The organism is Salinarimonas soli (assembly GCF_008386575.1).
Classification (GTDB): domain Bacteria; phylum Pseudomonadota; class Alphaproteobacteria; order Rhizobiales; family Beijerinckiaceae; genus Salinarimonas_A; species Salinarimonas_A soli.
Window position 1 is genome coordinate 266,021 of the sequence record NZ_VUOA01000028.1, and the last position, 23,056, is coordinate 289,076.

Here is a 23,056-nt window from a genome sequence, read left to right on the forward strand (position 1 = left end):
CCCTCCCTGCAAGGGGCAGGGGTGAGCGCCAGGACCGCCTATGAGCCACGACCTCCTCGTCCGCAACGCCACCCTCCCCGACGGCCGCACCGGCCAGAGCATCGCGATCCGCTCCGGGCGGATCGCCGAGGTCGGTCCCGCCGTCGCGGGCGAGGCCCGGCAGGTGATCGACGCGGGCGGGAACCTCGTCTCGCCCCCCTTCGTCGACGTGCATTTCCACATGGACGCGACCCTGTCGCTCGGGCAGCCCCGCCTCAACGAATCGGGCACGCTCCTGGAGGGCATCGCGCTCTGGGGCGAGATGAAACCCCTCCTCACCCACGAGGCCGTGGTGGAGCGGGCGTTGCGCTATTGCGACCTCGCGGTCTCGCAGGGGCTCCTGGCCATCCGCTCCCATGTCGACGTGTGCGACGACCGGCTCCTCGCGGTCGAGGCCTTGCTCGAGGTGAAACGCCGCGTCGCCCCCTATCTCGACCTCCAGCTCGTGGCCTTCCCGCAGGACGGCTATTACCGCTCGCCCGGCGCGGTGGAGAACCTGGCCCGGGCGCTCGACAAGGGCGTCGACGTGGTGGGCGGCATCCCGCATTTCGAGCGCACCATGGCGGACGGCGCGGCCTCGGTGCGGGCGCTGTGCGAGATCGCGGCGGAGCGCTGCCTCCTCGTCGACATGCATTGCGACGAGACGGACGACCCGCTCTCCCGCCACGTCGAGACGCTCGCCTGCGAGACGCAGCGCCTAGGGCTCGGGGGCCGGGTGGCGGGCTCGCACCTCACCTCCATGCATTCCATGGACAATTACTACGTCTCCAAGCTCCTGCCCCTCATGGCCGAGGCAGGCGTCGCGGCGATCGCCAATCCCCTCATCAACATCGTGATCCAGGGCCGGCACGACACCTATCCGAAGCGCCGGGGCATGACCCGCATCCCCGAATTGCGCGCCCAAGGGGTTCTCTGCGCCTTCGGGCACGATTGCGTGATGGATCCCTGGTACTCGCTGGGCTCGGGCGACATGCTGGAGGTGGCCCACATGGCGATCCATGTCGGCCACATGACCGGCCGCGACGCGATGCGCTACGCCTTCGAGGCCGTGACGGCGCACCCGGCCCGAATCATGGGGCTGGAGGGCTACGGCCTCGCGCCCGGCTGCAACGCCGATCTCGTCGTCCTCCAGGCCCGCGACCCGATCGAGGCGATCCGCCTCAAGGCGACGCGCCTCGCCGTGATCCGCCGCGGGCGCGTGATCGCCGAGGCCGAGCCGCGGGCGACCCGGCTTCACCTCGACGGACGCCCCGCCGCCGTCATGGGCGACGCCTACGCGCCGATCTGATCGGCCGCGCCGGTCCGGCGGCCGAGCCGGGCCGTGGCGTGGTCGATGAAGGCCCGCAGCTTCGGCATGACCCCGTGGCGCGTCGGGAAGTAGAGGAAGAAGCCCGGCGTCTCGGGGCAATAGGCCTCGAGCACGGGCTCCAGGAGGCCCTGCTCGCAGAGGGGCTCGGCGACCGGGGCGAGGGTGTAGGCGAGGCCCAGGCCCATGACGCAGGCCGCCATCATGATCCCCGCCTCGTTGACGATCACGGGCCCGTCGACCGCCACGGCGAAGTCGCGGCCCGCGTCCTCGAACTCCCAATGGTAGAGCCCGCCCCGGGCGCCCTGGCGGAAATTGATGCAGGCGTGGTCCCTGAGGTCGCGCGGATGGGCCGGGCGCCCGCACCGGGCGAGATAATCGGGCGATCCCACCACGGCGAGCCGGAAGGCGGGGGTGAGGCGCACCGCCACCATGTCGCCCTCGACGAACTCGCCGAGCCGGATCCCGGCGTCGAAGCCGTCCTCGACGATGTTCGCGAAGCGGTCGTCGACATGGATCTCCACCTGCACGGCGGGATGGGCGGCGCAGAACGAGGCGAGCACGGGCTCGATGAGGCTTGCCAGCGCGACGCGCGGCACGTTGAGGCGCAGGAGCCCGCTTGGCCGGTCGCCGAGGCTCGCAGCATCCTCGAACGCCGCCAGGATGTCCTGGACCGCCGGGCGCGCCCGCTCCAGGAAGCGCCGCCCGGCCTCGGTGAGCGCCACGTCCCGGGTGGTGCGCGCGAGCAGGGCCACGCCGGCCCGGTCCTCGAGGGCACGCACCGTCTGGCTGATGGCGGAGGGCGTCACCCCGAGATCCCGCGCCGCCGCCGTGAAGGAGCGCCGCTCGGCCACCTTCAGGAACGCGATCAGCCCGTCGAGATCGGCCCGGCGCATTGTGTAGCCCTGCTTACTAGCTCGTTCAGATTATCCCAGATTATCGAAAGAGCGGCGGAACGCTAGCTTCTCTCTCACCGGGGCACGCCAGGCCCCACCCGAGGAGAGACGCCATGACCACCGACAACGCCCGCCGCACCTTCCTCCGCACCGGCCTCACCGCCGGCTTCGGCATCGCCGCCGCAGTGAGCGGCGCCCGCGCCCAGACCGCTCCGGCCGGCGTGCTCGCCGGCAAGGTGGCGCTCGTCACCGGCGGCACCTCCGGCATCGGCCGGGCCACCGCGGAGCTGTTCGCCGCGGAGGGCGCCCGGGTGGCGTTCTGCGGGCGGCGCGAGGCGCTGGGCCGCGAGGTCGAGGCCGCGATCCGGGCCCGGGGCGGCGACGCCACCTTCGTCCGCGCCGACGTGCGCGACGAGGCGCAGGTGAAGGCCTTCGTCGAGGGGACGGTCGCGGCTTACGGGCGCCTCGACGTCGCCTTCAACAATGCCGGCACCGACAAGCCGCCGGCTCCCATCGCCGAGACCGATACGGAGGCGTTCGACGACCTGATCTCGACGAACCTGCGGGGCGTCTTCCTCGGGATGAAGCACGAGCTGCCGCATCTGGTGCGCAGCCGCGGCGCGATCGTCAACATGGCGTCCATCGGCGGCCGGCACGCCTTCCCTAACATCGTGGGCTACGGCGCCTCCAAGGCCGCCGTGATCCACATGACCCGCGCCGCCGCGCAGGAATATGGCCGCGACGTCCGCATCAACGCCGTCGCCCCGGGCGCCATCGAGACCGCGATGCTGGAGCGGGTGCGCCGGCAGTGGAACGTGACCACCGAGCAGCTCGTCTCCGCCTACCCCATGCGCCGCGTCGGCACGCCCGACGAGGTCGCCCGGCTCGTCCTGTGGCTCGCGAGCCCCGCCGCGTCCTACGTCTCCGGCCAGGTGGTCGGCGTCGACGGCGGCGACCTCGCCTGATCCCCGCCCCCATCTTTCAGGAGCTTACCATGAGCAAGGTTTGGTTCATCACGGGCGCCTCCAGCGGCTTCGGCCGGGCGCTCGCCGAGGCGGTGCTGGCGCGCGGCGACCGGGCGGTCCTCGCGGCGCGGCGCCGGGAGGCCCTGGAGGAGATCGCCTCCCTCTATCCCGACACGGCCCTCGCGCTCGCCCTCGATGTCACCGACGCCGACGCACGCGAGCGGGCCGTCGCGGAGGCCCTGGAGCGCTTCGGCCGCATCGACGTCCTCGCCAACATCGCCGGCCGCGGCTCGCTCGGCGCCGCGGAGGAGTTTTCGCCTCAGCAGCTTCGCGAGCAGATGGAGATGAACTTCTTCGCCGCCGCCGAGATGACCCGGGCCGTCCTGCCCGCGATGCGGGCGCAAGGGAGCGGCCACGTTCTCCAGCTCACCAGCATCGGCGGCCTCGCCTCCTTCCCGGCGTTCGCCCCCTATTGCGCCTCCAAATATGCCCTGGAGGGCTGGAGCGAGGCGCTCGCCGGCGAGGTCGCGCCGCTCGGGATCCGGGTCACGATCGTGGAGCCCGGCGCCTTCCGCACCGAGTTCGCGGGCGCCTCGAACATGCGGCCCGCCGCGCGCATCGACGCCTACCGTCCGGTGATCGAGCCCGTCGAGCGCTACCTCTACGGCTCTGACGGGCAGCAGCCGGGCGATCCCGCTCGAGCCGCGCAAGCCATGATCCAGGCCGTGGAGAGCGGGAAACCGCCCCTGCGGCTCCTCCTCGGCTCGGATGCCATCGGCCTGTGGGAGACGAAGCGGGCGGCGGTGGATGCGGATCTGGCGGCGTGGCGCAGCGTCGGCGAGGGGACGGCGTTCCCGGGCGCCGAGACGAAGCCGGTCGGGGGCTGACACGGTCGGCAAGCTTGAGGCCCCCATGCTGAGGAGCGCTCGTAGAGCGCGTCTCGAAGCACGCAGCACCTTCGTGAGCCGGAGGGAGATCCATGCAACACCCTTCGAGGCTCATGCACTCCCCTCTCCCATGGGGAGAGGGGCCGGGGGTGAGGGGGTACCACGCCGATCCAGCTGTCTTCCCGCCCCACTCATGCCCAGGAGCCTGCGCCAGCAGGCGTCTCGAAGCGCGCAGCACGCTTCCACAGCCCACCGGAGACCCCTGGAGCGCCCTTCGAGGCCCTGCTCCGCAGGGCACCTCAGGACGAGGGTGAGAATGGTAGCAATGGCCCTCGTTGGACCAGCCCCCCAGGCGCCCTCCCCTCCCATCCTCCAGGAACCGTCACGGTTCGCTTGACGGTGGGATACCCCGTGTATACCGTTCCCTCATAAGTCTCGGCGAGCCCCACCGCTCGTTGCGGATGGTCGTCGCACGCACGGATCAGGACCCATGGCAGCAACGCGCCCGGATCATGCCGCCACGCAACTCCTGATCACATTCCTGTACTATAAGGATCTCCCGCGCGCGATCCGCTTCTACGAGGACGTGCTTGGGTTTACGCTTGCCATCGACCAGGGCTGGTCGAAGATCTACCACGTCACGGGCTCAGGCCATGTCGGGCTCGTCGACGAGTCCCGCGGCAGCCACCGCGCCCATCCCGTGAAGCCGGTCCAGATCTGCTTTCGCGTCGCCGACGTCGATGCCTGGTACGCCTATCTGGCGGAGATCGGCGTCGACGCCCTGCGCCCGCCGCGCAGCAGCGAGGAGCTGAAGATCCGGGCTTTCGTCTTCAACGATCCGGAAGGCTACCAGATCGAGATCCAGTCCGCGCTCGACTGACGGCGCGCCGCTTCATTCCGGCGGCGCCCCCGGGTGCCGTCAGGGGCACAACAGGGGGAAGACCAGATGCCGATGTCGACGATTGCGGCGCGGACGCGCCGGGGCGTTCTCGCTCTCGCACTCCTTGCCGCGACGGCGGCGCCCGCGCTCGCGCAGGGCAAGGCCGTGACGGTGGCGCTCACCGCCGACGCCGTGATCCTCGATCCGCACGCCGCGAACGAGCTCACCGGCAACATCATGTTCTACCACCTCTACGACCCGCTCGTGACCCGCACGGCGGATCTCAAGTTCGAGCCGGGCCTCGCCGAGAGCTGGCAGGTGGTGGACGACACGACGTGGGTCTTCCGGCTGCGCCGCGGGGTCAAGTTCCACAACGGCGACGAGCTGAAGGCCTCCGACGTGGTCTACACGGTGGAACGCCTGAAGAAGGCGCTCATGTCGAGCCTTGTCGCCAACATCGCCTCGGCGCGGGCCATCGACGACTACACCGTGGAGCTCAAGACCCCGAAGCCCTATGCCGTGCTGCACATGGCGATGGCCGAGGTGCTCATCGTCAGCGAGAAATACGCCAAGGCGGTGGGTGACGAGCAGATGGGCCTCAAGCCCATGGGCACCGGCCCCTACCGCCTCGCCGAATGGGTGAAAGAGGACCGCATCGCCCTGGAGGCCTTCGCCGACCACTGGCGCGGCAAGGCGAAGATCGACCGCGTGGTGTTCAAGCCCATCACCAACCCCGCGACCCGCACGGCCTCGCTGCTCACCGGCGGCGTCGACGTGATCCAGGACCTCTCGGTGCGCGACGTGGCGAGCGTGCAGGCGAACCCGAGCTTCCAGGTGATCACCCGCCCGAGCCTGCTCAACCTCGTCATCGCCCTCGACACCCGCGAGAAGTCGCCCACCATCGACCTGCCCGTGAACCCCATGCGCGACCGGCGCGTGCGGGAGGCCATCACCCGGGCGATCAACGTGGAGGCGCTGCAGAAGGTCGTGATGAACGGCTTCTCGACGCCGAGCGACCAATACGTGCCCTCCTCGCATCTGGGCTATGTCGAGGGCCTCGATTTCCGCAAGACCTACCCCTACGACCTCGCCAAGGCGCGCGACCTGATGAAGGAGGCGGGCTTCGAGAAGGGGTTCGCCATGACCCTCGACACCACCAACAACCGCTACGTCAACGACGCGGCCATCGCCCAGGCGCTCGCCGGCATGCTCTCGCGCATCGGCATCACCTTGAACCTCAACCTGATGCCGCGCTCGAACTTCTTCGGCTACATCCGGGTGCCGTCGGACAAGTCGAGCTTCATCATGAGCGGCTGGGACACCCCGTCCGGCGACGCCGGCAACATGTACAGCGTGCTCATGTACAGCCGCGGCGCGAAGGCGGGCTACGGGCAGGCCAATCGCGGCGCCTATTCGAACCCGGAGTTCGACGCCTTCATCGACAAGGCCGATTCCACCTCCGACATGACGAAGCGCGACGAGTTCCTGAAGGAGGCGACGAAGATCGCCGTGCGGGACATCCCCATGATCCCGATCCACTACGAGCAGGACATCTACGCCGCCAGGAAGAGCGTGAAGGTCGTGCCCCGGATGGACAAGTTCATCTGGGCCTACGAGATGGACGTGAACTGAGCGAAGCCGCGTCGATCCGCAGGGGCGCCCGGACCGCCGGGCGCCCCGCGGCAGGGTCTTGCGAGGAGCGTCCCTCTTGTTCGGCTACGTGATCAAGCGCGCCTTCCAGATGGTGCTCGTCCTGTGGGCGGTGTCCGTGCTCGTCTTCGTGATGATGAGCTTCACGGGCGACCCGACCTACATGATGGTGCCGCTCGACGCGACCGAGGAGCAGATCGCCCAGGCCCGCCGCCTCCTGGGGCTCGATCACTCGCATCTCACCCAGTACAGGCTCTTCCTCAAGAACGTGCTCCAGGGCGATTTCGGCCGCTCCTTCGTCTTCCGCCAGCCCGCGAACAGCCTCATCCTGGAGCGCCTGCCGGCCACCCTGGAGATCGTGTTCCTCGCCATGGCGATCGCCCTCGTGGTGGCGATCCCGCTCGGGGTCTATGCGGGCGCGAACCCGAAGCGCGCGGGCAGCCATGCCGTGATGGCGGGCTCGCTCGTCGGCATCTCGCTGCCGGGCTTCTGGGTCGGGATGGTCCTGATCTTCGTCTTCGCCGTGAAGCTCCAGCTGTTCCCCTCCTCGGGGCGGGGACCGACGCAAGAAGTCTTCGGGATCCGGGTGAGCTTCCTCACCTGGGAGGGTCTGCGCCACATCATCCTCCCCGCCGTCACGCTGTCGATCGGCACGCTCGCGATCCTGATGCGGATCATCCGGGCCGAGATGATGGAGGTGATGAGGCAGGATTTCGTGCGCTTCGCCCGGGCCAAGGGCGTGGGCCAGCGCGGCGTGCTGTTCCGGCACGGGCTCAAGAACGCGCTCATCCCCCTCGTCACGGTGTTCGGCCTGATGCTCGGCGACCTCATCGCCTTCGCGACCCTCACCGAGACGATCTTCGCCTGGCCCGGGATCGGCAAGCTCCTGGTGGACTCGATCTATCGCGGCGACCGGCCGGTGATCGTCGTCTACCTGATGTTCGTGGCGCTCATGTTCGTCGTCGTCAATTTCGCGGTCGACGTGCTCTACGCGCTGATCGATCCGCGCATCAAGATCCGGTGAGCGAGCGATGAGCGCCTCCACCCTCGACCGCTTCCTCGCCTCCGAGCTCGTCCACAACTACCGCCGCAACCTGCCGGCGGTGATCGGCAGCCTCATCGTGCTCGGCTTCGCCTTCACCGTGACCTTCGGCCCGGGGCTCGTCGCGCAGGACCCCTACGACATCGCCCAGCTCGAGCTCATGGACAGCTTCAAGCCGCCCGCCTGGCTGGAGGGCGGCGACCCCGCCTATTGGCTCGGCACCGACGGCCAGGGCCGGGACGTGCTCGCGAGCATCGTCTACGGCACGCGGATCTCGCTCTTCATCGGGCTCACCGCGATGCTGGCCTCCTGCCTCCTGGGCACGACGCTCGGCATCGTGGCGGGCTTCCACGGCGGCTGGCTCGATGCCGTGATCATGCGCATCGCCGACATCCAGCTCTCCTTCCCCTCCGTGCTCACCGCGCTCTTCCTGATGTCGGCCTTCGGGACAGGCATCGAGAAGGTGCTCATCGCGCTCACCTCGGTGGGATGGGTGGTCTATGCCCGCACGGTGCGGGGCTCGACGCTGCGCGAGAAGCAGCGGGAATACATCCAGGCGGCCCGGGTCTCGGGGCTTCCCAACTGGAAGATCATCCTGCGCCACATCCTGCCCAACGTGCTCACCCCCATCATCGTCGTGGCGACGATCCAGGTCGGCACCTTCGTCCTCATCGAGGCCTCCTTGAGCTTCCTCGGGGTGGGCGTGCCGATCACGAAGCCGTCGCTCGGCCTCCTCATCAAGAACGGCTTCGACGTCCTGTTCTCGGGCCTGTGGTGGATCTCCGTCTTCCCCGGCCTCGTGATCATGCTCCTCGTCTTCGGCATCAACCTTCTCGGGGACTTTCTCCGGGACGAGCTCAATCCCCGGCTCAAATGACCGCGCACCCCATGCCCCCCTCCCCCCTGCTCCAGGTCCGCGACCTGCGAACCTGGTTCGACACCTTCGGGGGCGTCGTGAAGGCGGTGGACGGGGCGTCGTTCGACGTCGGTCGCGGCGAGATCGTCGGGCTGGTCGGCGAGTCCGGCGGCGGCAAGTCGATGGTCGGCTACTCGATCATGCGCCTGATCGATCCCCCCGGGCGGATCGCGGGCGGCCGCATCCTGTTCGACGGCACGGACCTGTGCGGCCTCGACGAGCGGGCCTTGCGCAAGATTCGGGGCCGGGAGATCGCGATGATCTTCCAGGACCCGATGACGGCGCTCAACCCGCTCTACACGATCGGCGATCAGCTCGACGAGATGCTGCGGCTCCACACGGGCCTCTCGGCGCGCGAGCGGCGGCTTCGCTGCATCGAGATGCTGCACGAGGTCGGCATCCCGCAGCCCGAGGCGCGGCTCGGCAACTATCCCCACCAGTTCTCCGGCGGCATGCGCCAGCGCGTGGTTATCGCCATCGCCATGATCGCGGGGCCGCGCCTCCTCATCGCCGACGAGCCCACGACCGCGCTCGACGTGACGATCCAGGCCCAGCTCCTGCGCCTGATGAAGCACGCGGTGGAGAAGCGCGGCGCGTCGCTCATCCTCATCACCCACGACCTCGCCGCCGTCTCGCAGATGGCCGACCGGATCGTGGTGCTCTATTGCGGCCGTATCGTCGAGCGCGGCCGGGCCCGCGACGTGATCGAGCGCCCCCGCCATCCCTATACGCGCGGCCTCCTCGACTCGATCCCGCACCAAGGCCTCAAGCGCCGACGCCTGAGCCAGATCCCCGGCACGGTGCCCGACATCCGCAAGCTGCCCCCCGGCTGCGCCTTCGCGCCCCGCTGCCCCATGGCGGCGCCCGTCTGCCGCGAGAGCGCGCCCAATCTCGTCGGGGGCCCGTCCGGCCACGCGGTCGCCTGCCACTTCCCGCTGGAGGCGAAGGCCGCATGACGCCGATCCTGCAGATCCGGGGCCTGGAGCAGCGCTTCGACGCGAGCGGCTCGATCTTCGACCGGCTGCAATGGCGCGGCGGCCGCCTTGTCGCGCCGCGCCGCATCGTGCATGCCGTCAACGGCGTGTCGCTGGAGATCGCCCGGGGCGAGGTGCTGGGCCTCGTGGGCGAGAGCGGCTGCGGCAAGTCCACCCTCGCCAAGACCGCCATCAAGCTGCACGAGCCGACGGCAGGCCGCATCGTCCTCGACGGCGAGGACATCACCGATCACGGCTTTCGCGAGATGCGCCCGGTCCGGCGCAAGATGCAGATGATCTTCCAGGACCCTTATGCCTCGCTCAACCCGCGCCAGCGCGTGCGCGACATCGTCGCCGAGCCCTATCTGGAGGGCGCCGGGATCACGAAGGCCGAGGGCGCCGAGCGCGCCCGCAGCCTTCTCGCCAAGGTGGGGCTCGGCCCCGAGCACGCGGACCGCTATCCGCACCAGTTCTCAGGGGGCCAGCGCCAGAGGATCGGCATCGCGCGGGCCATGTCGGTGAACCCCGACCTCATCATCGCCGACGAGCCCGTCTCCGCCCTCGACGTCTCGATCCAGGCGCAGATCCTCAATCTGATGATGGACCTGAAGGAGGAGATGGGCTTCTCCTACCTCTTCATCACCCACGACCTCTCGGTGGTGCGCCACATCAGCGACCGCATCGGCGTGATGTATCTCGGCTTCATGGTCGAGACGGGAACCACCGAGGCGATCTTCGAGGACCCGAAGCACCCCTATACCCGGGCGCTGCTTGCCGCGGCGCCCTCGCTCGGCGCGCCGCTGCCGCCCGCCGCGGAAGAGATCCGAGGCGAGGTGCCGAGCGCGCTCGACCTGCCGTCGGGCTGCCCCTTCCGCACCCGCTGCCCGCTCGCCTTCGACCGCTGCGCCCGGGAGCGCCCGGCGCTCCTGCCCCAGGGCGGCGGCCACGTCGTCGCCTGCCACCTGCACGAGGGCAGCGCCGTCGCCGACGCCGCCTGACCGGAGCCCGCCATGACCCGCACCATCCGCATCTCGCAGCCCCGCGTCGTCCTCGACGATCCCCATGCGTGCACCGATTCCGGCGACGTCCTCGCCGTGTTCGGAGCCGTGTTCGACACCCTCGTGCGCCGCGAGCCATCGGGCGATTACGGGCCGGGCCTCGCGACCGCCTGGACGGTCTCCGACGACGCCCGCCGCTTCACGTTCACCTTGCGCGAGGGCGTGCGCTTCCACGACGGCGAGCCGTGCGATGCGCAGGCCGTGCGCTTCTGCCTGGAGCGCATGGCGCGGCCCGACATGGGGGCGACCCTCGGCGCACCCGGCGTCTATGCCCAGTACCTCACAGGGATGCAGGTGGAGACCCACGGCGCCCACGGGCTCACCGTGACCCTCGCCGAGCCCATCGCCGACCTCTTCGACATCCTGGCCTATGGCCACGTCGTCTCGCCCAAAGCCATCGCGGGAGCCGGCGACGATCTCGCCCGCCGCGCGGTGGGCACCGGCCCCTACCGGCTGGAGCGCTACGTTCCCGGCGAGACGATCGAGCTTCGGGCGCACGGCAGCCATTTCGACGGCCCGCCCGCCGCCGACCGGCTCGTCTGGACGCGGGGCGCCACGGCGGCGGAGCGCCTGGACGCGCTGCGGCGGGGCGAGGCTGACATCGCCAACGGCCTCGACCCGACGGCGGTGCAGGCCCTCCCGGATGAGCCCGGCCTCGCCTTCGTCGCCTACACGGCCCCCACCGCCATCATCTGCATGCTGAACGCCTCGCGCGGACCCGGCCGCTCGGCGGCCCTGCGCAGGGCCCTGAACCTCGCGGTCGATCGCGAGGCGCTGATCGAGCGGGTGCTCGGCGGCGCCGGCGTGCCGCTGCACGGCTTCGTGAGCCCCGCCCATTTCGGCGCGGATCCCGGGGCCCCGCCCTACCAAAAGGACCGCCGGGAGGCGGCACGCCTCCTGGCCGAGGCGGGCTTCGGCGATGGCCTCACCCTGGAGGTCTATTGCCCGACCCGGCTGCCCGACGAGGCGCAGGCCCTCGTGGCGCAGATCGAGGCGCAGCTCGCCGATCTCGGCATCCGGTTCGAGGTGCACCTGGAGCCCGACCGGACGCACTACGCCAACCAGGTCCGGCTGAAGAACATCCACGACCTCTGCGTCTTCGATTCGAGCCCGATGAGCGTCTTTCGCGTGCTGCACGAGAAGATCGATTCCCGGGTCCGGGGGAGCTGGTGGGAGGGCTACGCGAACCCGCGTGTCGAAGCCCTTCTCGACGAGGCGCGCCGGACCGTCGACCGCGCGCGGCGCGAGGCCTTGTTCCAGCAATGCTACCGGCTGCTCCAGGAGGACCCGCCCTGGATCTACCTCTATTGCCACCGCCGCACCCTGGGCTTCCGGGGAGCCGATCCCGCCTGGACCATGCGGGCCGACGGCGTGCTCGACATGCGCCGCCTGCCCACCCTCGCCCGCGACGCCCGCCCATGAAGCGGATCGCCGCCTGGGACGAGGCGCCCGCCCCGGGGCTCGGCCACGCCACCTACGAGCGGCTGCGCGACCTGATCCTCGGCGGCGCGCTGCCCGCCGACACCGCGCTCCAGGAGAAGCGGCTCGCCGATCAGCTCGGCGTCTCGCGCACCCCCGTCCGGGAGGCGATCACGCGGCTCGTGGCGGAGGGCCTCGTGGTGCGCAACGGCGGGCTCACCCCCGTGGTCCGCCGGCTCTCGATCGGCGATTTCGTGGAGATCCTGCACGTGCGCCGCCTCCTGGAGGTGGAGGCGGCGGGGCTCGCGGCGGAGGCGGGCGGCTCGCCGGAGCTGGAGGCGGTTCGGGCGCGGATCGAGGGGTTCCGGCGGGAGGCGCCGAGCCCTGACGAGCATGTGGCGGTCGACGACCTGCTTCACGCGACGATCACGAGCCTCGCCGGGTCGCGGCTCCTCACCGATCTCGTCCAGGGGCTGCGCCAGCGCACCAAGATCTTCGACATGGGCCAGATGCCCCACCGCTTCGAGCCGGGTATCGTCGAGCACCTCGCCATCATCGACGCGGTGCTCGCCCGCGATCCCGACGGCGCCAAGGCCGCCATGCGGGCCCATCTCGATAACGTCCTCGCGAGCGTCATCGCCCGCGTCCATCGCCTCGCCTGACGTCCCCCGGAGTGAAGGACCCGCCATGGCCGACATCCTCATCGTCAACGGCATCGTCGTCACCATGGACGCGGAGCGCCGCGTCATCGAGGACGGGGCCGTCGCCATCACGGGCGACCGCATCGTCGCGGTGGGCCCCACGGCGGAGGTGGCGGCCGCCCATCCGGCCGGGCGCACCATCGACGCCCGCCGCAAGGCCGTGATGCCGGGGCTGATCGACGGGCACGCCCATGCCGGCCACGGGCTCATCAAGACCATGGGCGGGGGCCGCTCGGACCTGTGGTACCGCGCCTGCGAGCTCGCCTATACGGTGGGCTCGACGGAGGGCTTCTGGCGGGCGGAGGCGCAGCTCGCGGCGCTGGAGCGCCTGCGCTTCGGCGTCACGACGGGCGTCTCGCTGCTCGGCGGCGGCGACTCGATCATGCGCACCGACGACCCCTCCTATGCCGACGCCCACATGGACGGGGTGCTGGAGGTCGGCACCCGCTCCGTCGTCGCCATCGGCCCGACCCGCCCGCCCCATCCGCGCACCTATGCCCGGGTGAGCGGCGCGGAGCGGCACGAGTACCCCGTCACGTTCGAGCGCCAGATCGAGACCTGCCGCACCCTCATCGACACCTGGCACGGGCGCAATGGCGGGCGCACCAGCATCGCGCTCCTGACGCCGACGCTGCGCGGCGAGCACGCCCGGGATCTCAGCGCCGCCGACTTCGAGGAGGCCAAGCGCCAGGCCGTGGCGACGCGGGCGCTCTCGCGCGAGCGCGGCGTGATCTTCACCCAGGACGGCCACACCCGCGGCAGCGTGAAGCTCGCCCACGCGCTCGGGCTGCTCGGCCCCGACGCGCTCCTCTCGCACGCCACGAACCTCACCGAGGAGGAGATCGCGATCTGCGGCGAGACCCGCACGGCCATCGCCCACAACCCGAGCGCCATCGCCTCCGTGCTCGGGCGCTGCCCCGCGCCGGAGCTCATCGAGGCGGGCGCCACGGTCTGTCTCGGCTCCGACGCCACGGCGCCGGACCGCTCAGGGGACATGTTCCGGCACATGCAGCAATGCATGCACTATCACCGCACGCATTTTCGCGACCCCTCCTGGATGCCCGCGGGCCGGGTGCTGGAGATGTGCACCGTGGACGGGGCGCGGGCGCTCGGCATGGAGCGCGACATCGGCTCCCTGGAGGCGGGCAAGAAGGCCGACGTGGTTCTCGTCGACCTGCGCCGCCCGCACCTCTACCCCCTCAACATGCCCGTCTTCCGCCTCGTCGACTTCGCCAACGGCAACGACGTCCACACCGTGATCGTGGACGGCCGGGTCGCCCTGGAGGACCGCCGGGCGACGCTCGTGGACGAGGACCGGGTCCTGGACGCCGCGCAGGCGGAGGCCGAGGCGATGATCGAGCGGCTCGGCCTGCGCGCGCTCCTCGACACGCCCGAGACCTTCTGGGGCCACACCCGGGCGACGGACCAGATCCGGGAATGAGCATCGGCGCATTATGCGCCCGCGCGCGCCTGGCATACGCTTTGCGAAACACAAGGTTCGGCCGGCGACAACGACACGGGAACGGCCCGGCCGCCATCGGAGGGAGAGCCGACATGATACGTTTCTGGGCAGGGCCTGCCGCTCTGGTCATCGGCATGGGGGTGGCGGGCGCCGCCCTCGCGCAAGGGGCGCCGCTGAAGACCGCGGTCGACGGCACCTTCGCGCCCCACGCCTTCCCGAACCTTCAGGGCGGTGTGCAGGGCTTCAACGTCGACCTGGCGCAGGAGATCGGCAGGAAGCTCAAGCGCGAGGTCACGGTCGACTCGGCCCAGTTCTCAGGGCTCCTGCCCGCCCTTCAGGCCGGAACCTACGACTTCATCATCGCCCCCGTGACCGTGAACAAGGAGCGGGCCGAGAACTACCTCTTCCCCGAGGGCTACCTGAACACCGACTTCCAGCTCGTCGTGAAGCGGGATGCGCCCGAGATCGCGAAGCTCGACGACCTCAAGGGCAAGGTGGTCACCGTCAATCGCGGCTCGGCCTACGACACCTGGGCGCGCGGCCTGGAGAAGGAGGTCGGCTGGACGGTCGAGTCCTACGGCACGCAGACCGACGCGGTCCAGGCCGTGCTCTCGGGGCGCGCGGTCGCCAACATCACGGGCAACACCGTGGCGGCCTGGGCCGCGAAGCAGAACCCGGGGCTCAAGCTCTCCTACCTGCACTCGACGGGCCTCGTCTGGTCGGCCGCCGTGCGCAAGGACCGGCCCGAGATGCGCGCCATGCTGGAGACCGCCATCGAGTGCATGAAGCAGGACGGATCGCTGGCAAAGATCCACGAGAAGTGGTTCGGCTATGCGCCGAAGCCCGGCTCGGCCGCCGCCACCGTCTTCCCCGGCGCGGGCGTGCCCGACATGCCGGGCTACGACCCGGCGGCGCGCCCCGCGGGCTGCTCGTGAGCCTGCGGCCGCGGCCTTGAGCCCGCCCGTGCCCGCTCCGATCCTCGACGTCCGGGCCCTGCGCAAGAGCTTCGGGCCGCTCGAGGTGCTGAAAGGCATCGACCTCTCGGTGCGGCCGCAGGAGCTCGTGTTCCTCGTCGGCCCGTCGGGATCGGGGAAGAGCACGCTGCTGCGCTGCTGCAACCGCCTGGAGGAGCCGGATTCCGGCTCCATCCGCCTCGAGGGCGTCGAGCTCATGGACCGGGCCTGCGATCTCAACGCGGCGCGCCGGCGCATCGGCATGGTCTTCCAGGGCTTCAACCTCTACCCGCACATGACGGCGCTCGGGAACGTGACGCTCGCCCTGCGCAAGGTGCTCGGCAAGTCGCGCCGGGAGGCGGAGGAGATCGGCCGCGCGGCCCTCGACCGGGTGGGGCTCGCCGACAAGGCCGCCTGCCATCCAGGCGAGCTCTCGGGCGGCCAGCAGCAGCGCGTCGCCATCGCCCGGGCGGTTTCCCTGGAGCCCACCTTGATGCTCTTCGACGAGCCCACCTCCGCCCTCGACCCGGAGCTCGTCGGCTCCGTCCTCGCCGTCATGCGCTCCTTGCGCGAGGCCGGCATGACCATGGTCGTGGTCTCCCACGAGATGCGCTTCGCCCGCGAGGCGGCGGACCGGGTGGTGTTCATGGAAGGCGGTGCCATCGTCGAGGAAGGCCCGCCCGCCGCCATGTTCACGGAGGCGCAGCATCCACGGACGCGCGCCTTCCTGCAGGAGATCGGTCGGTGAGGGGGGACGCGGCTCCATGACCGATCTCGATCGCTTCCTCGCGACCTTCCTCAACCCCGCCGTCGCGGGCCAATATGCCGGCGCCATCGCGGCAGGTGTTCTCGTCACCATCGAGGTCGCCGTGGCGGTGCTCGTCACGGGGCTGGCGCTGGGCCTCGGGCTCGCCGTCCTGCGGGCCTACCGCATCCGCCCGCTCAACGCCCTCATCGTGATCTTCGTCGACGTGTTCCGGGCGCTGCCGCCCCTCGTCGTGATCCTGCTCGCCTATTTCGGCCTGCCCAATGTGGGCGTCACCCTGTCGGCCTTCGCGGTGCTCTGGCTCGTCCTGTCGCTGGTGCTCGCGGCCTTCGCGGAGGAGATCGTCTGGGCCGGGATCCTCTCCGTGCGCAAGGGCCAGTGGGATGCGGCGCGCTCCACGGGGCTCGGCTTCGCCCAGACGCTCTTCTACGTCGTCCTGCCCCAGGCCGTGCGGCTCGCCATCCCGCCGCTCACCAACCGGGCCATCGCCACCACGAAGAACACGGCGCTCGGCTCCGTGATCGGGGTCGGCGAGATCATCAACCAGGCCCAGACGGCGGTCGCGGTCACGGGCAACGCCACCCCGCTCCTCATGGGGGCGCTTGCCTACATCATCGTGTTCGTCCCGGTGCTGATCCTCGCCGGCCGCATCGAGCGGCGCTTCGCATGGAGGCGGGCGTGAGGGGGTGGTGCACTGATCCCCCTCCCCCTTGCGGGGAGGGGTTAGGAGTGGGGGTCGGGACGCGAGAGGCCCCGGTCCAGAAAAGGGCTGTACGCGCGTGCGTGCTCCCCCTCCCAATCTCCAGCTCCGACTTTCCGACCCCCACCCCCGACCCCTCCCCGCAAGGGGGAGGGGAGATGGGAGCCGCCTGATGGACGCGCTGCTCCAGCAGTTCTTCAACCTCGACGTCATGGCCCAGGCCTGGCCCCTGGTCCTGAAAGGCCTCGGCATGACGGCTTTGCTGTGCCTGGCCGTGATCCCGCTGGGGCTCGGGGGCGGGCTGCTCGTGGCGCTGGCGAGCCTGTCGGGGAGCCGGGCCCTGCGCTGGAGCGTGCGGGTCTTCGCCGACCTGTTTCGCGCCCTGCCGCCCCTTGTGCTGCTGATCCTGATCTATTCCGGCCTGCCCTTCGCAGGCATCCGCCTGTCGCCCTTCGCCGCCGTGTGCCTCGCCTTCCTGCTCAACGCGTCGAGCTTCTACGGCGAGATCTACCGGGCGGGAATCGAGTCGGTGGGGCGCGGGCAATGGGAGGCGGCGCGCTCCACGGGCCTCACCGCGGGCCAGGCCTTCGGTTACGTGATCCTGCCGCAGGCGGTGCGCAACGTCCTGCCCGACCTCGTCTCGAACACGGTCGAGGTGGTGAAGCTCACCTCGCTCGCCAGCGTCGTCTCCTTCACCGAGCTGCTCTATGCCGCCGACATGGCGCGCTCGGTCACCTACAACGCCTCGCCCATCGTGCTGGCAGCCCTCATCTATCTCGCGATCCTGTGGCCCGTGGTGCGCCTCACGAGCCGCCTGGAGCACCGCATCGCCGCCTGAAGGAGACCCCATGTCCCGCATCGTCACCGTTGCCGCGGCGCAGCTCGGCGCCATCCAGAAGGACGACAGCCGACAGGCGGTGGTCCGGCGCATGATCGACCTCATGGACGAGGCGAAGCGCCAGGGCGCCGACCTCGTCGTCTATCCGGAGCTCGCGCTCACCACCTTCTTCCCCCGCTGGTACCACGAGGACCGCGCGGAGGCCGATCACTGGTTCGAGCGCGAGATGCCCAACGCCGCGACGGGGTCGCTTTTCGCGCGCGCCCGCGAGCACGGCATGGCCATGTCCTTCGGCTTCGCCGAGATCACCCCCGAGGGCCGCCACTTCAACACCTCGATCCTCGTCGAGCGGGACGGGACGATCACGGGGCGCTACCGCAAGGTCCACCTGCCGGGCCACGACGAGCACGATCCCGAGCGCACCCACCAGCACCTGGAGAAGCGCTATTTCGAGCCGGGCGACCTCGGCTTCCCGGCCTGGCGGATGCTCGGCGGTGTGGTCGGGATGTGCATCTGCAACGACCGGCGCTGGCCCGAGACCTGGCGGGTGCTCGGCCTGCAGGGCGTCGAGCTCGTGGTGCTCGGCTTCAACACGCCCTCCGTGAACTCTCAGAAGGGCGCCGAGGGGCTGGAAAAGCGCATGTTCCACCACAAGCTCTCCCTCCAGGCCGGCGCCTACCAGAACTCCACCTGGGTCGTGGCGGTGGCGAAGGCCGGCACGGAGGACGGGCACCACCTCATGGGCGGCACCTGCATCGTCAGCCCGGACGGGGAGATCGTCGCCGAGATCGCGCACGAGGACGACGGCATCGTCGTCCACCCCTGCGATCTCGACGCCACGATCTTCGGCAAGGAAACGATCTTCGACTTCAAGCGCCACCGCAGGATCGAGCATTACGGCCCGATCACCGCGCAGGCCGGGGTGATCACCCCGAAATAGGGAGCCGTCAGTCCTGGAGGTAGGTGATCCGGCCGTCCGACCCCTTCTTCCAGGTATAGACCACGTAGTCGGGCCGGGTGCGGTCGCCCTTCTTGTCATAGGCGATGTCGCCGACCACCGTCTTGAAGGTCATGCCCGAATGCATGACGTCGGCGACCTTCTTGGGCTCGAGGGAGCCCGCCTTCTCGGCCGCCTGCTTCAGCACCTCGACGGCGGCGTAAGAATAGAGGGTATAGGCCTCGGGATTGAACCGTCTCTGCTCGACGAAGCGTTTCACGATCTCGGCCACCTCCGGGCGCTTGCGGGGGTCGGGCGGGAAGGTCATCTTCGTGCCCTCGACGCCCGGCCCGCCCACCGCCGCGAACTCGTCCGAGGTGATGCCGTCGGCCCCCATGGCGACCGTGTTCAGGCCCTGGTCGCGCGCCTGGCGCACGATGAGGCCGAGCTCCGTGTGCAGCCCGCCCCAGTACATCAGGTCGACATTCGCCTGCTTGAGCTTGGAGACGAGGGCGGAAAAATCCTTCTCGCCGGGGTTCACGCCCTCGTAGAGCACCTCCTGGAGACCGCCCTTGTTGATGGCCTTCTTCGTCTCGTCGGCGAGGCCCTTGCCGTAGGGCGTCTTGTCGTGGAGCACCGCGACGCGCTTGGCCCTGTAGTTCTGCAAGATCCAGGCGCCGGCGATCTCGCCCTGCTGGTCGTCGCGCCCGCAGGTGCGGAAGGTATTCCACAGACCGCGCTCGGTGAGGCGCGGGTTGGTCGAGGCGGGCGTGATCTGGAGGATGCCGGCCTCGGCATAGGCGTCGGAGGCCGGGATCGAGACGCCCGAGTTGAAGTGGCCGACCACGAAGCGCACGCCCTCGGACGCGAACTTGTTCGCCACCGAGACGCCCTGGCGCGGATCCGACACGTCGTCGCCCTGCACGGCCACGAGCTTCTGCCCGAGGATCCCGCCCGCCGCGTTGATGTCGGCGATGGCCTGCTCGGCGCCGTTCACGAGCTGGGCGCCGAAGGCGGCGCTGGACCCGGTGATCGGGCCGCCGATCCCGATCTTGACCTGGGCCTGGGCCGCCTGGGCGAGGCCCGCCACGGCCATGGCGGCGAGCAGGAGGGGTTTCAGCGTTCTCATGGGGCTCGTCTCTCGTTCGTTCGCGGCGCGGCGCCGCCATAACCATCGAAACAGCTTTTGCAGGTTATTACAACCGCTCAGGCCTCGCCTGATTGCAGGCAGGCGCGTAACCACCTAAATCTCCTTTCATGGCTGCTCTTCACACCGACGATCCCTCCCGGGCAGGCTCCCTGTCGCTCGTCGGGCAGGCGCTCGCCCTCGACTTCGCCAACACCGCGAGCGGGCGCGGCGGCGCGCATGGCCTCGACCACATGCGCGCGCCCGAGCACGTGGTGGACTGGGCGGAGCACGCGGGCGTCGTCGACGGGCCGACCGCCGCCGCCTTGCGCGAGCGGATCGCGGCGGAGCACCGCTGCGTCGCGGGGCTCCTGCCCGACGCGCTCAGCCTTCGCGAGGCGATCCACCGCGCCGTCGCGGCCTTGGCCGCCGGGCAAGGGCCCGATCCGGCCGACCTCGCGCACCTGAAAACGGCCTGCGCCCGCGCCATCGCGGCGGCGGAGCTCGCGCCGGGCGCGGGCGACTTCCGCTGGACCTGGCCGACCGATCCCCCCGTCGCCGAGACGGTGCTGGGCCCGATCGCCCTCTCGGCGGTGGGCATCCTGCGGGAGGGCGACCTCTCGCGGCTGAAGCAATGCGGCGGCGAGCATTGCGGCTGGGTGTTCTTCGACCTCACCAAGAACCGCTCGCGCCGCTGGTGCGACATGGCCGTCTGCGGCAACCGCACCAAGGCCCGCCGCCACCGCCAACGCCAAGCATTCAGCGCCGACGACCCGGCCTCTTAGCTGCGTCAGGAGCCCATAACCGGCTATCCTGTCTTTACAAGTTAGGTCGGCCTCGGTATGTCCCGCGCCCCGCTCGACGCCGGGTCGAGTCGGAGAGGCAGGCGGAGCGAGGGCGTCGTGGGCGGGGACTTGCAGACGGAAGCGGTCGTCGAGATCGCGCTCGACCCGGCATCGGCCCTCCGGCGCCTCGCCTTCGAGACGGGATGCTGGTGGCCGGCATGCTATGCGTGGCAGCCCACGCCAGCAGGCGCGCGGCCCGGAGAGGACTGGTGCGATCTCGGCCGGATCGTGCGCCTCGAGCCCGCGGCCGGCCTCGCCCTGAGGTGGGACCTCGGGCATGGTCCGGCAGGCGCGCGGGAGGCCGGCGGCCTCGTGGAGATCACGGTCGAGCCGGTGGCGGCGGGCCGCAGCCGCGTCCGTGTCCGCCATCGCTGGCCTCCCCCGCTGGAGGCCGACGCCCGCTTCCTCCACGAGGCGCTTGCCTCCGGCGACGGATGGGCGACCATCCTCGCCGCCTATGCCGACTCGGCGGGGGCGGAGCGGGTGCGGCGGCTGGGAGGCGCACGGTGACGCGGCGGATCGAGCTCGTTCTCCTCGACGACTTCGCCGATTGGGAGGGTGCGGCCCTCGCGGCGGCGGCGCGAGCCTGGCTCGGGGCCGAGATCGGCTACCGGACGCCGGGCGGCACCGCCGTGCGCTCCATGGGCGGGGCTTGCCTCCAGCCCACGGGCGCGATCGAGACCCTCGATCCCGGCGCCCTCGACGCCCTCGTCCTGATCGGCTCCAGCCGGTGGGAGGACGCCGCGGCCCCCGACCTTGGCGGCCCCTTGCGCGAGGCGGAGCGCCGTGGCCTCGTCATCGGCGCGATCTGCGGCGGGACCCTCGCGCTCGCCCGCGCCGGGCTCCTCGACGCGCGGGCGCATACCAGCAACGCCCTCGATTATCTCGCCAGCCATGCGCCGGCCTACCAGGGCGCGTCGGCCTATCGCGACATCCCGACGGCCGCGACGGCCGGGCGGATCGTCACGGCACCCGGCAGCGCGCCCGCGACCTTCGCGGCCGCCCTCCTCGGCCTCCTGTGGCCCGGCGATCCGCTTCCAGGCTACCTCCTGGCCCTCATGGGGCGCGAGCACGCTGCACCCGCGAGCGCAAGCTCACCGCCATGAGACCTGTGGCCCGCCGGGGCGTTTCGGTCCGCGGGCGTCTCGCCGTCGCGGGGCTCGCGGCTGTGGTCGCAGCGTTCCTCGCGCTCGCGCTCGACCGTCCGCGTACGCCGCCGATCCTCGACGAGACCGGGCGCCCCCTCCCCGGGAGCGTCGCCGAGATGACGACCGTGCGGCTCGGCGGCATGCCGCAGGCCGTGTGGTTCCGGGCCACGGACACCCGTCATCCGCCGCTCATCCTGCTGCATGGCGGCCCCGGTACGAGCGAGTCCGCCCTGTTTCGCGCCTTCGTGCCCGAGCTGGAGCGGCATTACCTCGTCGTCTCCTGGGACCAGCGCGGGACAGGACGGTCCCTGTCCCCGTCGATCCCGCCGCAGAGCATGACGGTCGACCGCATCATGGGCGATCTCGACGAGCTCGTGGGCTACGTGGCGGCCCGCTTCGGGCACGAGCGGGTCGTCCTGCTCGGCCATTCCTGGGGCACCGTGATCGGGCTTCTCTACGCGCACCGGCACCCCGAGCGCGTTGCCGCCTATCTCGGGCTGTCGCAGATCGCCGACATGCCGGCGGGCGAGCGGATCGGCTGGGCGTGGGCGCTCGCTCAAGCACGCGCCGCGGGCGAGACCCGAGCCATCGCCGAGCTGGAGCGGATCGGACCGCCGCCGCACGACGTCGATGCCATGCTGACCTCGCGGCGTTCGGTCGAGCGTTTCGGCGGCTCGCTGCGGGGCGGTCTCTCCACGGGCGCCCTGATCTGGGCGGCCCTGCGTCAGCCCGAGGCGACGCTATGGGACCTCGTCCTGTTCGGTCGCGGCAACCGCTTCTCCCTCGACCATCTCTGGCCGGCGCTGCGGGACCTGCGCTTGACCGGCCTGACCACGTTCCGCGTCCCGATCGTCTTCCTGCTCGGCCGGCACGACCGGCAGGTCCCCTCGGAGGTGGCGACGAGCTATTTCGAGACCATCCAGGCCCCCTGCAAGCGCCTGATCTGGTTCGAGCGCTCGGCGCACAACGCGCCCTTCGAGGAGCCCGACGCCTTCGTCGCGGCGCTCGCGCGCGACATTCCCGCCCTCCTCGCCGGCTGCCCCCGGGCGCAAGGCGAGCCTTGACCAGGGGAGAGCATGACGGACGGCACACAGCATCACGACGGCCTCGCGCGGCTCCTGGGCACCTGGGAGGGCGAAGGCGAGATCCACCCGAGCCCCTGGAGCGCGGGCGGGCCGGCGCGCGGCCGCTGGAGCCTCCGGCTCGGACCTGGCGGGCACTGCCTCGTCGGCGACTACGCCGAGGAGCGGGCGGACGGCGAAGCGTTCGCGGGCCACGGGATCCTCGCCGTCGACCGGGAGCGCGACGAGCTGCTCTGGTTCTGGTTCGACAGCCTCGGCCTCCCGCCGGTCGAGCCCGCCCGCGGCGCCTGGCACGGCGACGCCCTCGTGCTCGTGAAGCGCACGCCCCGCGGCGTCGGGCGCACGACGTTCGACCTTGCCGGAGACGGCCTCGTCCACGCGGTGACGTTCGAGCCGCCGGAGGGCGGGCCCGCACGCCCGGTCGCGACGCTGGCCCACCGCCGGATCGACACTTGAGCGTGGGCGC

24 protein-coding genes are annotated in these 23,056 nt (G+C 70.8%); 22 read left to right on the forward strand and 2 right to left on the reverse strand.

Annotation, left to right across the window (positions count from 1 at the left end):
• Positions 1 to 40 precede the first annotated feature (40 nt).
• Positions 41 to 1,327 carry an amidohydrolase family protein gene (locus F0L46_RS16480; RefSeq protein ID WP_149819485.1) on the forward strand — a complete coding sequence of 429 codons (1,287 nt, stop codon included), beginning with the start codon at positions 41 to 43 and terminating at the stop codon, positions 1,325 to 1,327.
• On the opposite strand, the gene F0L46_RS16485 is transcribed toward F0L46_RS16480, so the two are convergent.
• Positions 1,312 to 2,241: a LysR family transcriptional regulator gene (locus F0L46_RS16485; RefSeq protein WP_149819487.1), complete on the reverse strand. Its 930-nt coding sequence runs from the start codon at positions 2,239 to 2,241 to the stop codon at positions 1,312 to 1,314. The two genes, F0L46_RS16480 and F0L46_RS16485, sit on opposite strands and share 16 nt — an antisense overlap.
• Positions 2,242 to 2,354: 113 nt before the next feature.
• Between F0L46_RS16485 and F0L46_RS16490 the strand changes: the two genes are divergently transcribed.
• The 16 genes from F0L46_RS16490 to F0L46_RS16565 all read left to right on the forward strand — a co-directional run bounded on the left by F0L46_RS16490 (position 2,355) and on the right by F0L46_RS16565 (position 18,392).
• A complete protein-coding gene (locus F0L46_RS16490; protein WP_149819489.1) occupies positions 2,355 to 3,206 on the forward strand; it encodes an SDR family NAD(P)-dependent oxidoreductase in 852 nt (283 codons plus the stop codon).
• A 29-nt stretch (positions 3,207 to 3,235) separates the two neighbouring features.
• Positions 3,236 to 4,093 carry an oxidoreductase gene (locus tag F0L46_RS16495; protein WP_149819491.1) on the forward strand — a complete coding sequence of 286 codons (858 nt, stop codon included), beginning with the start codon at positions 3,236 to 3,238 and terminating at the stop codon, positions 4,091 to 4,093.
• A 490-nt stretch (positions 4,094 to 4,583) separates the two neighbouring features.
• A complete protein-coding gene (locus tag F0L46_RS16500) occupies positions 4,584 to 4,973 on the forward strand; it encodes a VOC family protein (protein WP_149819493.1) in 390 nt (129 codons plus the stop codon).
• 66 nt (positions 4,974 to 5,039) lie between these two features.
• Positions 5,040 to 6,605: an ABC transporter substrate-binding protein gene (locus tag F0L46_RS16505; RefSeq protein WP_210247647.1), complete on the forward strand. Its 1,566-nt coding sequence runs from the start codon at positions 5,040 to 5,042 to the stop codon at positions 6,603 to 6,605.
• A 76-nt stretch (positions 6,606 to 6,681) separates the two neighbouring features.
• Positions 6,682 to 7,647, forward strand: a complete 966-nt coding sequence (locus tag F0L46_RS16510) for an ABC transporter permease (RefSeq protein WP_149819494.1) — start codon at positions 6,682 to 6,684, stop codon at positions 7,645 to 7,647.
• Between the two features lie 7 nt (positions 7,648 to 7,654).
• Positions 7,655 to 8,542, forward strand: a complete 888-nt coding sequence (locus tag F0L46_RS16515) for an ABC transporter permease (RefSeq protein ID WP_149819496.1) — start codon at positions 7,655 to 7,657, stop codon at positions 8,540 to 8,542.
• A gap of 11 nt (positions 8,543 to 8,553) precedes the next feature.
• The gene (locus F0L46_RS16520; protein WP_149819498.1) at positions 8,554 to 9,537 is read left to right on the forward strand and encodes an ABC transporter ATP-binding protein; all 984 of its coding nucleotides are present in this window, start codon (positions 8,554 to 8,556) and stop codon (positions 9,535 to 9,537) included.
• On the forward strand, positions 9,534 to 10,553 hold the full coding sequence (locus tag F0L46_RS16525; protein ID WP_149819500.1) for an ABC transporter ATP-binding protein: 1,020 nt from the start codon (positions 9,534 to 9,536) through the stop codon (positions 10,551 to 10,553). The genes F0L46_RS16520 and F0L46_RS16525 overlap by 4 nt, the downstream gene beginning before the upstream one ends.
• A gap of 12 nt (positions 10,554 to 10,565) precedes the next feature.
• A complete protein-coding gene (locus F0L46_RS16530; protein WP_149819502.1) occupies positions 10,566 to 12,035 on the forward strand; it encodes an ABC transporter substrate-binding protein in 1,470 nt (489 codons plus the stop codon).
• Positions 12,032 to 12,694 (forward strand): GntR family transcriptional regulator, encoded by a 663-nt coding sequence (locus tag F0L46_RS16535; RefSeq protein WP_149819505.1) that lies wholly within the window; start codon positions 12,032 to 12,034, stop codon positions 12,692 to 12,694. Before F0L46_RS16530 ends, F0L46_RS16535 begins: the two co-directional genes overlap by 4 nt.
• Before the next feature lie 25 nt (positions 12,695 to 12,719).
• On the forward strand, positions 12,720 to 14,174 hold the full coding sequence (locus F0L46_RS16540) for an amidohydrolase family protein (RefSeq protein ID WP_149819507.1): 1,455 nt from the start codon (positions 12,720 to 12,722) through the stop codon (positions 14,172 to 14,174).
• Positions 14,175 to 14,287: 113 nt separating this feature from the next.
• Positions 14,288 to 15,130, forward strand: a complete 843-nt coding sequence (locus F0L46_RS16545) for a transporter substrate-binding domain-containing protein (RefSeq protein ID WP_188312005.1) — start codon at positions 14,288 to 14,290, stop codon at positions 15,128 to 15,130.
• Positions 15,131 to 15,158: 28 nt separating this feature from the next.
• Positions 15,159 to 15,896, forward strand: coding sequence for an amino acid ABC transporter ATP-binding protein (locus tag F0L46_RS16550; protein WP_276315587.1), 738 nt, complete (start codon positions 15,159 to 15,161; stop codon positions 15,894 to 15,896).
• Positions 15,897 to 15,912: 16 nt separating this feature from the next.
• Positions 15,913 to 16,596 carry an amino acid ABC transporter permease gene (locus F0L46_RS16555; protein ID WP_149819511.1) on the forward strand — a complete coding sequence of 228 codons (684 nt, stop codon included), beginning with the start codon at positions 15,913 to 15,915 and terminating at the stop codon, positions 16,594 to 16,596.
• Positions 16,597 to 16,786: 190 nt separating this feature from the next.
• A complete protein-coding gene (locus F0L46_RS16560) occupies positions 16,787 to 17,452 on the forward strand; it encodes an amino acid ABC transporter permease (protein WP_149819512.1) in 666 nt (221 codons plus the stop codon).
• A gap of 10 nt (positions 17,453 to 17,462) precedes the next feature.
• A complete protein-coding gene (locus F0L46_RS16565; protein WP_149819514.1) occupies positions 17,463 to 18,392 on the forward strand; it encodes an N-carbamoyl-D-amino-acid hydrolase in 930 nt (309 codons plus the stop codon).
• 7 nt (positions 18,393 to 18,399) lie between these two features.
• On the opposite strand, the gene F0L46_RS16570 is transcribed toward F0L46_RS16565, so the two are convergent.
• A complete protein-coding gene (locus tag F0L46_RS16570; protein ID WP_149819574.1) occupies positions 18,400 to 19,509 on the reverse strand; it encodes a branched-chain amino acid ABC transporter substrate-binding protein in 1,110 nt (369 codons plus the stop codon).
• A gap of 137 nt (positions 19,510 to 19,646) precedes the next feature.
• Between F0L46_RS16570 and F0L46_RS16575 the strand changes: the two genes are divergently transcribed.
• From F0L46_RS16575 to F0L46_RS16590, 5 genes are all read left to right on the forward strand, one after another.
• On the forward strand, positions 19,647 to 20,300 hold the full coding sequence (locus F0L46_RS16575) for a CGNR zinc finger domain-containing protein (protein ID WP_149819516.1): 654 nt from the start codon (positions 19,647 to 19,649) through the stop codon (positions 20,298 to 20,300).
• Positions 20,301 to 20,417: 117 nt separating this feature from the next.
• The gene (locus F0L46_RS26235) at positions 20,418 to 20,870 is read left to right on the forward strand and encodes an SRPBCC family protein (RefSeq protein ID WP_188312007.1); all 453 of its coding nucleotides are present in this window, start codon (positions 20,418 to 20,420) and stop codon (positions 20,868 to 20,870) included.
• The gene (locus tag F0L46_RS26240; RefSeq protein WP_188312008.1) at positions 20,867 to 21,466 is read left to right on the forward strand and encodes a DJ-1/PfpI family protein; all 600 of its coding nucleotides are present in this window, start codon (positions 20,867 to 20,869) and stop codon (positions 21,464 to 21,466) included. Before F0L46_RS26235 ends, F0L46_RS26240 begins: the two co-directional genes overlap by 4 nt.
• Positions 21,463 to 22,572, forward strand: coding sequence for an alpha/beta fold hydrolase (locus F0L46_RS16585; RefSeq protein WP_149819520.1), 1,110 nt, complete (start codon positions 21,463 to 21,465; stop codon positions 22,570 to 22,572). Before F0L46_RS26240 ends, F0L46_RS16585 begins: the two co-directional genes overlap by 4 nt.
• A 12-nt stretch (positions 22,573 to 22,584) precedes the next feature.
• Positions 22,585 to 23,046, forward strand: a complete 462-nt coding sequence (locus tag F0L46_RS16590) for a DUF1579 family protein (protein WP_149819522.1) — start codon at positions 22,585 to 22,587, stop codon at positions 23,044 to 23,046.
• Positions 23,047 to 23,056: the final 10 nt, after the last annotated feature.